Genomic DNA, 14,584 nt, shown 5'->3' on the forward strand with positions numbered 1-14,584 from the left:
GTCAAGAGAGCAGCATAGCCGCTCGTTCTGAATGGAACGTGAACGGCTATGAGGAGTGCGGATTAGCGAAGAGAGATGCGTTAGGCCCAGGCGCTCAGCTGCTGGCGGTGTGCTGACTGCGCCTGGGTGGCGCTGATCGGCTGGAGCCAAATCTCTGTGCCGGGCAGGCACTGGGCGAGCAGGGCGCAGGCGCTGGGCGTGAGCGCACCGATGCGCGGGTAGCCACCGATGGTTTGACGATCGTTCAACAGCACGATGGGTTGACCGTCGGGCGGTACCTGAACGGCGCCTAGCGGAATGCCCTCGGAGATCACCCCACCGACATCGCTTTTGAGCGCCTGCCCGGTAAGGCGGATGCCCATGCGGTCAGCGCGCTGATCCACCGTCCAGGGCTGGTTGAACGCTTGGTAGAGGCTGCGCCCGGCGAAGTGCGCCGCCTGGGCGCCCAGCACCATGGGCAGATGACAGCGCCCGGAGGGGATCGGCAAGCGCGCATCGGCGGGAAAGCGCTGCGGTAGCACCGACACGCCCTGCCAGGTCAGTTGATCGCCTTGGGTCAGCGGTTTGCCGTCTTCGTGCAGCCCACCGATCTGCTCGCGTGCGGTGCACGCTTTGCTGCCCAGCACCTCGGGCGCCTCGAGCCCGCCGGGAAAGGCGAGATAGGCGCGCAGCCCCGCTTTGGGTTGGCGAAAGGTGAGTGACTGCCCCGGGCGCAGGGTAAAGGGGGCGTTGGGCGCCAGCGGCTTGCCACCAAGCTCAGCCCCCAAGTCGGCACCGGCCAGCGCCAGGCACACGCTCACATCGCTCTCAAGGGTCAGGTTGCCGCCCATGACGATCTCCAGCGCGGCGCAGTCGAGCGCATTACCCAGCAGCCAGTTGGCCCAGCGGTACGAGATCCAGTCGGCCGCGCCGCCCTGGGTAAAGCCAAGGTGGGCGACGCCAAAACGCCCGCCGTCCTGCACCAGCGCAAGCGGCCCCGCCTGAGTGACGATGATGCTTCCCTGGCTCATGCGCGCTCCTCCAAGGGGGTGGTGTCGCCGCCTGCGGCTTCGAACTCGGCTTTGTCGATAGCTTTGAAGCGGACCTTGTCGCCCGGCTGAAACAGCGGCTCGCCGCGCTTGGCGTACTCGAACAGCGGCACCGCCGTGCGCCCAAGAATGTTCCAGCCGCCGGGGGATAGCAGCGGATAGATCGCCGTCTGGCGCTCGGCGATGCCGACGCTGCCCGCCGCCACGCGCTGCCGAGGCGTTTTGAGGCGGGGCGTGGCGAGCGCCTCTTCTACCAGGCCCATGAAGCCGTAGCCGGGGGCGAAGCCAAGCGCGAACACGCAGTAGTCGTGGCCACAGTGGCGCGCGATGAGCGCATCGACGCTAATGCCGATGCGCTGGGCGACCACGGGCAGCTCCGGGCCGACGCTTGCGTCGTACCACACGGGGATGTCGTGAAGGCGACCGTTATGGGTATCCACCGGCGTAAGCCCGCTGAGCGAGGCGCGAATGCGCGAGGTCGCCTCGGCGAAGTCCAGCACGCGACAGTCGTAGTGCACCAAAAGCGTAGTGTAGGAGGGCACCAGATCGATCAGCGACTCGCCGAAGGCGCGCCTCAGTGCGGTGTCGGCGGCCATGATCCAGCCCATGTTGCCCTCGTCGATGGTATCGAACAGGCGCACCGTCAGGGCGTCCATGGCAGCGGTTTCAAGGCGCAGCTTCACGCGGACTCCAGAGCGTTGAACGCTTCACGGATCGCGCGTACCGCCTTGATCGATTCCGGGTTGTCGCCGTGCACGCAAAGCGTGTCGCAGGCAAGCGTGAGCGGCGTACCGTCGCGGGCGGTTAGCGCCTCGCCTTTGGCAAGTGCCACGGCCTGGGCGACGATGGTCGCGCGGTCATGATGCACCGCGCCTTCGAGGCGCCGCGAGGCCAAGTGGCCGTTGGCCTCATAGGCGCGGTCGGCGAAGGTCTCGAACCAGAGGGTGACGCCCAGTTTCGCCGCCAACTCGCGCTGGCCCTGGGTATCGGCGGTGGCCATCACCATCAAGGGCAGTGCGGCATCGAAGGCCTTGACGGCGCGCAGCGCACCTTCGAGCAGCTCGAGATTGGCGGCCATGTCGTTGTACATCGCCCCGTGGGGCTTGATGTAGGCAAGCTCGGCCCCTTCGGCGCGGCAAATGCCGGCAAGCGCCCCTGCCTGGTAGAGGATCATATCCTCGACCTCCGCGGCCGAGCAGGCCATCGAACGACGCCCGAACCCCATCAGGTCGGGATAGCCCGGATGGGCGCCGATGCGCACGCCGTGTTCGGCTGCTAGCGCCACGGTGCGGCGCATCACGTGGGGGTCGGAGGCGTGGTAGCCGCAGGCAATATTGGCGCAGTCCACAAACGGCATTACCTCGGCGTCCATGCCCAAACGCCAGTTACCGAAGCTTTCGCCCATGTCGCAGTTGAGTAGCGGGAGCGTGTTATCGGTCATTGTGTTCTCTCCTGATGAGCCCCCTCAGCGCTGCGCGTTGGGCAGCGCCAGGGTCTGATAGCTGCGGTAGGCACTCATGATGGTCTCGAACTGCACCTGATGGGCCATCACGAAGTCATCGCCGTAGATCGTTTCGTCCGGATACTCGGTGATTAGCTGCAGCGGCGTAAGCTGAGTATCGTCGGGCGTGAGCAGGTAGGGAATATGGTTCTGCACGGCGAAGCCGAGCTCTCCGGCGTGCGCCTCGAAGGCGGCGATCTGGCGCTGGTTGTAGGCCACGAGCCCCGGCACCTTTTCGAGGTGCGCGGTCACGTCATCGAGCAGCGCCCGGGCCTGGGCTTCCCACTCACTATGGTAGCGAAGGACCAGGAAAAAGCCCTTGGGGATCGACCACAGCTCGAAATTGCGTGGCACGTAACCGGTCAGCGGCCGGGTCCACTCGTGGGCGGGATAGCCGTGCAGGTTGATATGCAGCGCCGCACCGCTTACCGCCTTTGCTCGCTCGCGAATGGCCAGCTCGAACTCGCCCCCTAGCGGCTGGGCTTGGAGGTCGTTGCCGAAGGCCGTGTAGCGCGCCGCGTGGTGCATATGGTGGGGCTGCTCGGCGACCAGGCGCTGCTGCAGGTGATAGCCATCCGGATTTTCCAGCGGCGAAAGCACGAAGTGCGCCGAGGGCGCCTGGGCGAGCGCGTGGCCTGCGCGCAGTGCACCAACGATGCCCGAAGGCTCGTTGGCGTGCTGGGCGGCGCTGATGATCACCGCGCGATCGCTCCCTTGACGGTAGCGTGCGTTGAGGACACGTCCGCTGCGGCTTTTGGCCGTTAACGGCTCGCCGCCGAGGCCGTCGAGCTCGGCTTTGATCTGCGCCACACCCAGCGGGTAGGGCGCGCGCTCAAGCTCGGTGGGTTCGACCTCGCGTGCGGCGCCGGTGTCGAGCGGGCGCAGGGTGATGGTCACCGAGGGCGCGTCGCTTGGGCGGGTCAGAATCTCGGGGACGATCTGGCCCGGCTGAATCGAGCGGTCGCCCAGCGGGAGTCCCGCCAAGTGCTGGTAATACTCCAACAGCGAGAAGTAGAGCTCTTCGTGCAGGGCTTCGGCGAGGCTTATGTGTTCGCTACCGAAGGCCAGCGGCTGATCCGCTGCGGGTAGGGTCACGCGAATGTTGAGTTCGTCGAACAGCGGCTGGGTCCCGGGCCAGGATGCCCCGGTGACGGCCTGCATGGCGGCTTCGAACAGCATCACGTAGTCGCAGCGGTAGGGCGCGCTTTCGGGCTCGACATCCGCCTTGCGCGAGGTGACCCAGCCGCAGGGCGAAAGCTGCCAAGCCTCGACGTGATCGAGATGGCGGCGGTTGGGCGCGGCCACGTTGATCTCCTCGCGGCTGCCGTCGCGGTAGGTCAGCGTTAGCGCGTAGTGGTAAAGCGCGGTCTCGGCGCGACAGGCCACGGCCTCGAAGCTCAGGTCGACCTCGGCGCCGAGCAGTCCGGCTAGCGGGTAGGCTTCGAGCAGAAAGCGCTTGGGCGACTCTTCGGGGGCCGGGTAGTGGATACGCACGGTTTTAAGCGCGCGGGCGCCCGGTTCTAGCAGGCCGGTGTCGAGGAAAAAGTGCACCAGCGGCTTGTAGGCGCTGTAGAAGCGCGCCTCGATGCCGTGCTCGGCCAGCGCCTGCTCGGCGCCGCGGCGCGCCGTGCGGTCATCGAATACCCACGCCGTGAGCGTGTCGCCTGCGGCCAGGGTTTGGCGGTAGTGCGCCACCAGCGCATCGACGCTGCGCTCGACGCTGGTGTCCAGTAGCGTGGTCATCGGGACGTCCTTCCGGTCGGGTCGAGGGTATCGCGCAGCCAGTCACCCAGCAGGTTGAGGCCAAGCACGGTGAGCAGAATTGCTACGCCCGGGAAGACGCTGACCCACCAAGCGGTTTGCAGGTAGGTACGCCCTTCAGCGAGCATGCCGCCCCAGCTGGGGATGACCGGGTCGACGCCGAGGCCGAGGAAGGTCAGGCTGCTCTCCAGCAGAATGTTGTTGGCAACGTTCAGGGTCATCAGCACGATGACCGGGCCCAGCAGGTTGGGTAGCAGGTGCTGGAACAGAATGCGCCAGTCGCGCACGCCGATTGCCTGGGCCGAAAGGATGAATTCGCGATCCTTGAGCGACAGCACCGAGCCGCGCACCAAGCGGGCGTACTGCACCCACTGGGAGATGATCAGCAAAATGATCATATTGGTGAGCCCGCCGCCGATCACCGCAATGAAGGTGATCGCCAGCAAAATGAAGGGCAGCGCGAGCTGCACGTCGGCAAAGCGCATGACGAGCATGTCGATGACACCGCCGTAGTAACCCGACAACAGCCCCATGACGATGCCCAGCACCACCGCACCCAGCGCCGAATAAAAACCGACCTTGAGCGAGATCTCCCCGCCGATGACCACGCGCGCCAGCACGTCGCGGCCGAGCGGGTCGGTGCCCAGCGGGAAGCTGCCATCGGCGAATGGCGGGGTCAGGCGCATGGCGAGGTTGACCCCGCCGCCGCCTTCGGGAAACAGCCAGCCTGAAAACAGCACGGCGAAGGCAATACCGCCGACCAGCAGGGCGCCAAGGATGAACTCGATGTTCTTGAAGCGTCCCAGATCGAGAGAAGTTAGCGTCATGGCGGCACCCTAGCTCTTGCGTACGCGCGGATCGACGAAGCCGTAGGCGATATCGACCAGCAGGTTGATGGAGATGATCATCAGCGACAACACGGTGATGACCCCTTGCAGCACGGGATAGTCGCGGGCCGCCACGGCGTCGAAGGCGAGCGTACCCAGCCCCGGCCAGTTGAACACTCGTTCGACCACCACGATGCCGCCGAGCAGGCCACCGAACTGCAGGCCGAAGTAGGTGATCAGCGGAATCGAGCAGTTGCGCAGCGCGTGCTTGTAGAGCACCACCGAGTTGGAGAGCCCCTTGGCACGGGCCACCATGATGTACTGCGAGCGCAGGGTTTCGAGCATGGTGGTGCGTACCAAACGCACGTTGGTGGCGGTGAGAATGATGCCCATGGTCGCGGCCGGCATGATGAAACTCTGCCACCCCTCGAGCCCGCTGGGCGGCAGCAGGTTGAAGGTGATGGAGAACAGCAGGACCAGCATGATGGCGAGCCAGAAGTTGGGGAACGAAAGCCCCACTAGCGACACGATACGAATGAGCTGATCCGGCCACTTGCCGCGCGACACTGCGGCCTTGATGCCCAGCGGAATCGACACCACGATGGAGATGACCAGCGAGGCCAGCGCCAGGCCGAGCGTGGCGGGCAGCGCGCGGCTGATGAGATCGCTCACCGAGGTGCCGCCCATGAAGCTGCGGCCCAAGTCGCCGGTGAAGAGCCCCTTGAGGAATTCGAGGTACTGCACGATGAAGGGTTGGTTGAGCCCCAACGCTTCGCGAATGCGTTCGAGATCGGCCTCGGTGATGCTACCCGCTCCCTGGGCCAGCATGACGGCCGGGTCGCCGGTCAGGCGAATGGCAAACGAGACGATCAGGGTAACGGCTACCAGCACGAAGAGCGCCTGTAGCACGCGGTAGAAGAGAAACTTGGCCACGTGGCCTCCCACTCGAAGAAGAAACGACCGCCGCCCGGGCGGCGGTCGGGTCGGCTTACTCGGAAACGTCGACCTCGGTCAGACGAATCCGGTTATCTGGCGCCGGGTCGAAGTTCTCCACCCGGTTACCCACGCCGTAGAGCGCGTTCAAGCTGTAAAGCGGCATTTCCAGTGCCCGCTCTTTGGTGTAGCGCGCGACGAACTGCAACAGCGTCTCGCGCTCGGCGCGGTCGGTGATGCTGCGCTGGGAGTCGAGCATCTCGTCCAGGGTGGCGTCGCTGTCGTAGGGGTTCCAACGCTCGCCGGTGTGGTACATGAGGTAGGCGGTGTTATCGAAGTCGAAGGTCCAGCCGCCCCATTTTTGCTGGAACATCTCGCCGGTGCGCCCGGCAGGGATGATGTCGTTGAGCAGCACGTTGGTTTCGTAGGGCTGGATCGAGACGTTCAGGCCCACGCCTTGGAGGTAAGCCGCGACCACCTGAGCGACTTCGCCAAAGGTAGCGTCGTTGCCGCGCACGTCGATCTGGAGCTCGGCACCCGGCTCTACGCCTGCCTCGGCCAGAAGTTCCTGAGCGCGCTGCGGATCGAAGGGGTAAGGGTCGAGCTCGGGATCGAAGCCGAAGGACTGCTCGCCCTGGAAGCTCGCGATGACGCTGCCTTCACCCGAGAGGATGGTATCGACGATCGCCTGACGGTCGACCGCCATGATCAGCGCCTGACGCACGCGCTCGTCGCTGGTGATACCGGACTGGGTATTGAAGCGCAGCGCCTCGACGGTGGGCGAGGCCACGCTCACCACCTGGGAGTTGGGGTGATTGTTGATCGATTCGACCATGCCCACGGGGATGGTTGGCGGCAGCACGATATCGACGCGGCCGGCCTGCAGCTCGGCCACGGCCGTGGAGGGCTCGGCGATGAAGCGATAGGTCACGCTGTCGAGCTTGGGCGCACCACCCCAGTGGTCGGCGAAGGCTTCCAGGCGCACGTCAGAGCGCGGGGTGTACTCGACGACCTTGAACGGCCCGGTGCCGACCGGGTGTTCGTTGAAGTACTCCTCGCCGTGCTCTTCGATGTAGCCCGGGGGCACGATCATGGCGCCGTAACCGGCCAGCTTGGTCAATAGCACCGGGTCCGGCTGATACAGGAACATGTCGACGGTGTACTCATCGATCACTGTCACGTGGGAGATCGCGGTGTAGTTGGAGCGCTGCGGCCCACGTGCACCCTCTTCACCCAGCAGGCGGTCGAAGGTGAACTTCACCGCGTCGGCGTTGAAGGGCTCGCCGTTGTGGAAGGTCACGCCTTCGCGCAGGGTGAAACGGATACGCTTGCCGTCGTCCAGCTCCTCCCAGCTAGTGGCAAGACCGGGCACCAGTTCGAGGTCGGGGCCCCGATAGGTCAAACCGTCGAAGATATTGGTACCGACGGCTGCCCAGTTGACCAGGAACGTATCGATGGGGTCCCAGTTGCCCGGATCCTGCGGCGAGGCGATGGTCAGCGAACCCGCGTGGCTGGCTGTCGCCGTCATCATCGCGGCGGCCAGGGCGCCGACCTTGAACAGCGTGGCGGTTTTTCCCGTTACCTGCGCCATTAGCGTCTTTTTATACATCGTTGTTTCCTTAAGGCTGTTTTTTAAAGGCTTTATAAATGCTTTTTTAAAACGACTTTTTTAAAGGCTTGTGAGAGGGGCCTAGGTAGTGGCCACAAAGTGACCAGGCGCTACCTCATCCAGCGGGTGCACGGTGGGTTCGTCGCCCACTTTACGCACCGGGCTTGGGATATCACCTTCCAGCAGCAGGTGCTGGCGCCGGTGATGCGGGTCGGCTACTGGCACCGCCGACAAAAGCTTTTGGGTATAGGCGTGACGCGGTGAGTCGAACACCAGCGCCCGTGGCCCCATCTCGACGATCTGGCCCAAATGCAGCACGGCGACGCGGTGGCTCATCTTCTCGACCACGGCCATGTCGTGGCTGATGAACAAATACGCCAGCCCCTCTTCGCGCTGTAGCTGCATCATCAGGTGGATAATTTGCGCCTGGATGGAGACGTCCAGCGCCGAGAGCGCCTCGTCGGCGATGATCAGTTTGGGCTTGGACGCTAGCGCGCGGGCGATGCAGATACGCTGGCGCTGGCCGCCGGAGAACTCGTGCGGGTAACGCCTGGCATGCTCCGGCCTCAAACCCACGCGCTCTAAAAGCTCATCGACGCGCTGCTGAATGCGCTTGCTACCGGTCATCAAACCGTGGGTATGGATGGGCTCGGCAATCGAGAAGCCCACGGTCTTGCGCGGGTCGAGCGAGGCGAAGGGGTCTTGGAAGATGTACTGGACTTGCTGGCGCAGCGCCTGCTTCTCGACCCGCGACATGCGCGAGATCGGCTTGCCGGAGAACGAAATCTCGCCGCTGGTACTGGCCTGCAACTGCTGAATGGTACGTCCGATGGTCGATTTACCCGATCCGGACTCGCCCACCAGCGCCAGGGTTTCACCGGGAAAGATATCGAAGCTGACGTTCTCCACGGCGTGCACCCGGTGGCTCACCCCGCCAAAGAACCCTTTATGAATGTCAAAGCGCGTCACCAGGTTGCTGACGCTGACCACCGGCGTCTCCTGCACGCGCACGGTGTCCTGCACCGTTGCCTCGCCCTGGGTCACCACCTTCTCGCCATCGAATACTACCAGCGGCTCGGCGCGCGGAAGCGTCTGCCCCTGCATGCTGCCAAGGGTGGGAACGGCGGCCAAGAGCGCCTGGGTGTAGGGCGCTTCAGGGTTGGCGAACAGATGGCCGACTTCGGCCTCTTCGACCTTCTCGCCGTTGCGCATGACTACTACGTGATCGGCGATCTCGGCCACCACGCCCATGTCGTGGGTGATGAAGATCACCGCCATGCCGAGTTCTTTTTGCAGATCGCGGATGATGGCGAGTATCTGCGCTTGGATGGTGACGTCGAGCGCGGTAGTGGGCTCATCGGCGACCAGCACCTTGGGCTTACAGGCCAGGGCCATGGCGATCATCACCCGCTGGCGCATGCCGCCAGAGAGCTGGTGCGGGTAGCGCTTGATCAGCGATTCGGCGTCGGCCAGACGTACCAGGCGCAAGAGTCTCAGCGCCTCGTCGCGGGCGCTGGCGCGGGAGTAGTCGCCGTGCAGCTGAAGCACCTCGGTGAGCTGGTCGCCGATGGTGTAGACCGGGTTAAGCGAAGTCATCGGCTCCTGGAAGATCATCGAGATCTCCTTGCCGCGAATCTTGCGCATCGCCTTGTCAGAAAGCTGAGTCAGATCGATGGGGGCGGCATCGGCCTGGCGGCGATAAAGGATGCGCCCGCTGCCGATGGTGGCGTTGAGGTACTGCACCAGCCCCATGATGGCAAGCGACGTCATCGACTTGCCCGATCCCGATTCGCCAACGATGGCCAGCGTCTGCCCGGCGTGCAGGTCGAACGAGAGATTTTTGACGACCCGGTTCGAGCCGAAAGCGATGTCCAACGACTCGACGCTCAAAAGCGGCGGCTGTGCGGAGGAGGGCGCTTGGAGCGGCGCTTCAGCGCGCGGAAATTGCGAAGACACAGAGTCACCTGTACTTTTTATGTAATTTGAATAGAAATTATCGATATAGTATCCCTATGTCAATCAAGCATCATCTATTCCGATTACGACTAAGGTCGTAGTCCGAAAGCGGCTTAGTGTTTGCATGCCTAGGGCGTAAGCAGTGATCATGAGGCGTTACCACGACCATCATGGATATCAGGCATGACGCAATCGAGCTCTGAAATGCGGGCGGGACGCGGCCCCATCGTCTCCTCCGAGCATCTTTCGCACAAAGCGCACGAACTGTCGGAGTTCGAATTTGGACTGATCATCTCCGGGCACGCCTTCAATCGTTGGATGGTGCGCTGCATGACCGCCACCGGCTATCCTGAGCTTGGCTCGCTGGATATCCTCGTGCTGCACCGGGTCAACCACTGCGCGCGGGCCAAGCGCCAGGCGGATATTTGCCTGGTGCTCAACGTCGAGGACACCCACACGGTGACCTACGCGCTGCGTAAGCTTGCCAAGCTTGGTCTGGTGAGCGGTGAGAAGCAGGGCAAAGAGACCTTTTTTCGCACCACGGAACTTGGTCGCGACGCTTGCAGCCGCTACGCCGAGCTGCGCGAGGCCTGCCTGATCGACTCGCTCGCCTCCATGGGCATCGAACGCGCCGAGATCAGTCGCCTGGCCGGAATCATGCGGGCGATGTCGGGGCTCTACGATCAAGCGGCGCGCTCGGCGGCGTCGCTATGAGCGCGCCCTTCCCGCGTGCTTGGTGCTAGACGCTCCATGTTTGACGAGGAGTACTGAATTGACGTGGCGTACTGAATTGACGAGAAGTACTAATAGGCTTATCAACGAGCATAAAAATAGCGATAAATAGCGATAAATAGCAACGCGCAGCACGCCAGCGGCTCACTGCCGCTCTTGCCGGTAACCCTCGAATAACCAATAGCAAAAGAGGAAACACCCATGCGTATCGTCACTCCCTTGGCAAGCTTTGCCACCCCGTTCGTACTGCTCTCGGCGCTGGCCGCCTCTGCCGCTCATGCTGCCGAATGGACCATGGCCACGCCCTATGGCGATGCCAGCTTCCACACCCAAAATACCCGCGAGTTCGCCGAAGACGTCGCCAATGCCACCGATGGCGAACTGACCATCACCGTGCACAGCGGCGGCTCCTTGGTCGCCCACGGCGAGATCAAGCCTTCGGTGCGCCGAGGCACCATCGATGCCGGGGAGGTCTTTCTCTCGGTACTCTCCAACGATGACCCCATCTTCGAGGTCGATACCCTACCCGGCGTTGCCGGAAGCTACGACGATGCCTACGCGCTGTGGCAGGCGACCAAGCCGATCATCAGTGAGAAGTTTGCCGCCGAAGGGCTGATGCCGCTCTACGCCGTGGCCTGGCCCGCCCAGGGTATCTATACTGGCGAAGCGCTGACCGATCCGACGCAGTTCGAGGGGCTGCGGGTACGCGCGCCCAACATCAATACCCAACGCTTCGTCACCAACCTCGGCGGTAGCCCAACCGAAACCGAGGAGTCCGATATCCCCACCGCCTTCAGCACCGGCCGAGTGGATGCCATGATCACCTCAAGCTCCACTGGCAACGCCATGACCGCCTGGGACTACGTCGACTACTACACCGATGCCAACCTGTGGCTGCCGAAGAACATCGTGTTCATCAACCAGCGCAGCTTCGACCGCCTAGATGAAAGCACCCAGCAGGCGCTGCTCGATGCCGCCGCGCGCGCCGAAGAGCGCGGCTGGCAGCAAAGCCGTGAAGACAATCAGGCGAGCCTGGCGGCGCTGGAGGAGAACGGCATTGAGGTCTCCACGCCCAACGAGGCCGTAGCCGCCGCGCTGCAAAGCGCGGGCGACACGCTCTACCAGGACTGGCTGAGCCGCGCCGATGACGAGGCCGAAACGGTGCTGGAAACCTATCGCCAGCAGCGTCCGAGCGAAACGAACGGCGAGTAACCCCGCCACCTCGGGAGCCGTGCGCTCCCGAGACTCTTCTTCTGTGCGAGGGAACATCATGACGTTCAAATTCGACCTGCTCTATCGGCTGGGCGCCTGGGCAGCGGCTGCCTGCATGATCACCATTTGCGGCGTCATCGCCTTACAGGTGAGCTTTCGGCTCGTCGATGCGCTCTTGGTGCTGCTTGGAATGCGCCGTCTGGGCGTAAGTATCACCGGGGTGTCTGAGCTTGCCGCCTATCTGCTGGTGGGGGCCACCTTTCTTGGCCTTGCCTATACCTTCGTTCATCACGCGCATATACGCGTGACGCTGCTCATTTCACGCCTGCCTTCTGCTCTGCGCGTTTGGTGCGAGGTGTTCTGCTTAGGCGTTGCGCTGGCGATCGGGCTTTTGCTGGCCTATGGGCTTGTGGGCCTTGCGCGGGAAAGCCTGCAGTACCACGACGTCTCTTCTGGGTTTCTCTCCATCCCGCTATGGATTCCCCAGAGCGTGCTGGCGCTGAGCGTTGCGCTTTTGTGCCTGGCTTTGCTCGAAGCGTTGATCATGGCGCTACGTATCGCCGTGCGCGATCCGGCGAGCTTTCGCGAAGCCACCGCCACCGACGACAGCGAGATGCACTGAGTCGCGCTCACTCTTATCACTTTGCGGGAGAATACGTCGTGCTACTACTGAGTTTGGCGACCGTAGTGACGCTTTTGGTACTGCTGGGCAGCGGCGTCTGGATTGCCTTTGCGTTGATGGGCACCGCCTGGATGGCGCTGACCTTCTTCAGCCCCTTTGCGCCGGGGCCGGTGTTGGCCTCCGACTTCTGGGGCGCCAGCTACGGCTGGGATTTGACCGCGCTGCCCATGTTCATCTGGATGGGCGAGATCCTGTTCCGCTCCGGCTTGGCAGACAACATGTTTCGTGGGCTTTCGCCCTGGCTCAACCGCCTGCCGGGGCGGCTGCTGCACACCAACATCATCGGCAGCGGAATGTTCGCGGCCGTCTGCGGCTCTTCGGCGGCCACTTGTGCCACGGTGGGCAAGATGACGCTGCCCGAACTCGAGCGGCGCGGCTACGACAGCAACATGGCCATCGGTACGCTGGCCAGCGCTTCAACCCTGGGGCTTCTCATTCCGCCGTCGATCATGCTCATCGTCTACGGCGTGGTGACCGAGCAGTCCATCTCGCGGCTGTTCATGGCGGGCGTGGGGCCGGGGCTGATGCTTTTGGCGCTGTTCATGGTGTATCTGGTGATCTGGTCGCTGCTGAAGGGAGACCGAGCGGGGCTCGCAGGGCATGACGAGTCGACCATGAGCTTGGGGGAAAAGCTACGCAATACCTGGGCGCTCGTCCCCATTCTCGTGCTGATTGGCGGCATCGTCGTCACCATTTACGGCGGGCTTGCCTCGCCCACCGAGGCGGCCGCCGTGGGCGTGGTGCTCTCTATGGCGATCGCGCGCTGGAACGGTAGCTTCGATCTGACAACGTTCAAGGCATCGCTCTTTGCCGCCATTCGCACCGCCTGCATGATCGCGTTCATCATCGCTGGAGCGTCGTTTTTAACCTCGGCCATGGGCTTTACGCAGGTGCCGATGCAGCTGGCACGCGCCATCGGGGAAATGGGGCTATCGCCGACCATGCTGCTGGTCGCGCTAACGCTCTTGCTGCTGATCATGGGCTGCTTTTTGGACGGTATCTCGCTGATCCTACTGGTCACCGCGATCATCATGCCGCTGGTGAGTGCAGCCGGGTTCGACCTGATCTGGTTCGGCATCTATCTCGTGGTGGTGGTCGAAATGTCGCAAATCACCCCGCCGGTCGGGTTCAACCTCTTCGTCATCCAGAGCCTGACCGGTAAGGACATCTTCACCATCACCAAGGCAACGCTGCCGTTTTTCCTGCTCATGCTGCTGGCGATTGCGCTGATGCACCTGTTTCCCGATATCGCGCTTTATCTGCCTCAGGCGATGAATCGTTGAGCATTCCCTGCAGGGCATTTAATGCTCCGCAGGGAACTACTAATCCTTATTTATTCATCGGTAGCTTTTACGGACTTCCACTGTTTGTTTACGCACAAAATAAGAGCATTCAGAGATATCGGCACAATTTTTGTGCATGATTTTTGTGCTTATTATTGTATGCAATGTTGCGATCAATGATGATTGGCCATAGCGTGATTTTTTTAACGTCATGAAAAAAAAGTTTTTTTTAGTTTTACTTTGAGCTTGGCTCAAAAAGTGCTGATGGCTGGTTATCGCTAACACTGAATCCCAGTCGTTGAATCAGCCAAGGTATTTTCATGCCCACCATTATTGACCTTACCCTACCACTTCAGGATGGTTTGCCCGCATTGGGTCGGCTTGCACGTCCTGTGGTGATTCCGCATACCACTCATGAAGCCTCCAAAAAGTTCCAGCAGGGGACGCCGGAGGATCTGTTGACGTTCACGACCTTTTACCTGGGAATGCTGGACCACACCGGAACCCATGTCGATGCGCTATCTCACAACCATCCTGACGGGGCCACCATTGACGAAATGCCTGTGGATATGTTCATGGGTAAGGCTGTCTGCCTGGATTTGCGCCATGTCGGGGATCGGGGGGATATCACCCGCGATAGGCTGGAAGCGGCCGAGCAGGTTGCAGGAGTCAAGGTGGATGGGCATATCGTTTTACTGTGTACCGGCTTGAATGCGCGCCACTGGCCTAACGATTCGATTTGTACAAACAATGCCCAGGTCACCGCAGATGCTACTCACTGGCTTTACGAGCGGGGCTCCAGGGTGCATGGCGTTGAGGGGCCATCTACCGACCGTGTGGATGAAAATATCTTCGAAAATCACCGAGCCTGTCGTGACCTGGGAATGGTGCATTACGAGTGGCTTTGGAACCTTGAAGCACTGGTTGGTAAAGGAGAGTTTATCTTTCAGGGTATTCCCCTACGTATCAAGGGTGGCTCAGCATCTCCTGTTAGAGCCTTAGCATTTCTTGAATAACTTCCTTGTCTTTATCGCGGTGAGCAGGGAAGTTCCTTCCTGCC

At 62.3% G+C, this 14,584-nt stretch carries 13 protein-coding genes; 5 read left to right on the top strand and 8 right to left on the bottom strand.

The features are described from left to right. Positions 1–80: 80 nt before the first annotated feature. The 8 genes from LLY24_RS02140 to LLY24_RS02175 form a co-directional block, all read right to left on the bottom strand. Entirely contained in the window at positions 81–1,010 is a 930-nt protein-coding gene (locus tag LLY24_RS02140) for a 5-oxoprolinase subunit C family protein (RefSeq protein ID WP_259034613.1), read from the bottom strand. Next, positions 1,007–1,711 carry a 5-oxoprolinase subunit B family protein gene (locus LLY24_RS02145; RefSeq protein ID WP_259034614.1) on the bottom strand — a complete coding sequence of 235 codons (705 nt, stop codon included), beginning with the start codon at positions 1,709–1,711 and terminating at the stop codon, positions 1,007–1,009. The genes LLY24_RS02140 and LLY24_RS02145 overlap by 4 nt, the downstream gene beginning before the upstream one ends. After that, positions 1,708–2,469, bottom strand: coding sequence for a 5-oxoprolinase subunit PxpA (locus tag LLY24_RS02150; RefSeq protein ID WP_259034615.1), 762 nt, complete (start codon positions 2,467–2,469; stop codon positions 1,708–1,710). Before LLY24_RS02150 ends, LLY24_RS02145 begins: the two co-directional genes overlap by 4 nt. A 24-nt stretch (positions 2,470–2,493) precedes the next feature. Then, a complete protein-coding gene (locus LLY24_RS02155; protein ID WP_259034616.1) occupies positions 2,494–4,272 on the bottom strand; it encodes a M14 family metallopeptidase in 1,779 nt (592 codons plus the stop codon). Then, a complete protein-coding gene (locus LLY24_RS02160; RefSeq protein WP_259034617.1) occupies positions 4,269–5,117 on the bottom strand; it encodes an ABC transporter permease in 849 nt (282 codons plus the stop codon). The genes LLY24_RS02155 and LLY24_RS02160 overlap by 4 nt, the downstream gene beginning before the upstream one ends. A gap of 9 nt (positions 5,118–5,126) precedes the next feature. Next, positions 5,127–6,050, bottom strand: coding sequence for an ABC transporter permease (locus LLY24_RS02165; RefSeq protein WP_259034618.1), 924 nt, complete (start codon positions 6,048–6,050; stop codon positions 5,127–5,129). A gap of 55 nt (positions 6,051–6,105) precedes the next feature. Next, on the bottom strand, positions 6,106–7,581 hold the full coding sequence (locus LLY24_RS02170; RefSeq protein WP_259034894.1) for an ABC transporter substrate-binding protein: 1,476 nt from the start codon (positions 7,579–7,581) through the stop codon (positions 6,106–6,108). 159 nt (positions 7,582–7,740) lie between these two features. Beyond that, positions 7,741–9,615 carry an ABC transporter ATP-binding protein gene (locus LLY24_RS02175; RefSeq protein WP_259034619.1) on the bottom strand — a complete coding sequence of 625 codons (1,875 nt, stop codon included), beginning with the start codon at positions 9,613–9,615 and terminating at the stop codon, positions 7,741–7,743. 183 nt (positions 9,616–9,798) lie between these two features. Between LLY24_RS02175 and LLY24_RS02180 the strand changes: the two genes are divergently transcribed. From LLY24_RS02180 to LLY24_RS02200, 5 genes are all read left to right on the top strand, one after another. Beyond that, a complete protein-coding gene (locus LLY24_RS02180) occupies positions 9,799–10,329 on the top strand; it encodes a winged helix DNA-binding protein (protein ID WP_259034620.1) in 531 nt (176 codons plus the stop codon). A gap of 312 nt (positions 10,330–10,641) precedes the next feature. Further along, on the top strand, positions 10,642–11,559 hold the full coding sequence (locus tag LLY24_RS02185; RefSeq protein WP_427854531.1) for a TRAP transporter substrate-binding protein: 918 nt from the start codon (positions 10,642–10,644) through the stop codon (positions 11,557–11,559). 58 nt (positions 11,560–11,617) lie between these two features. Then, a complete protein-coding gene (locus LLY24_RS02190; RefSeq protein WP_259034622.1) occupies positions 11,618–12,181 on the top strand; it encodes a TRAP transporter small permease in 564 nt (187 codons plus the stop codon). A 38-nt stretch (positions 12,182–12,219) separates the two neighbouring features. After that, positions 12,220–13,524 carry a TRAP transporter large permease gene (locus LLY24_RS02195; protein WP_259034623.1) on the top strand — a complete coding sequence of 435 codons (1,305 nt, stop codon included), beginning with the start codon at positions 12,220–12,222 and terminating at the stop codon, positions 13,522–13,524. A gap of 320 nt (positions 13,525–13,844) precedes the next feature. Further along, the gene (locus LLY24_RS02200) at positions 13,845–14,540 is read left to right on the top strand and encodes a cyclase family protein (RefSeq protein ID WP_259034624.1); all 696 of its coding nucleotides are present in this window, start codon (positions 13,845–13,847) and stop codon (positions 14,538–14,540) included. The last annotated feature ends 44 nt before the right edge of the window (positions 14,541–14,584 follow it).

It is taken from the genome of Halomonas dongshanensis, from assembly GCF_024790395.1.
In the GTDB taxonomy this organism is placed as follows: Bacteria; Pseudomonadota; Gammaproteobacteria; order Pseudomonadales; family Halomonadaceae; genus Vreelandella; species Vreelandella dongshanensis.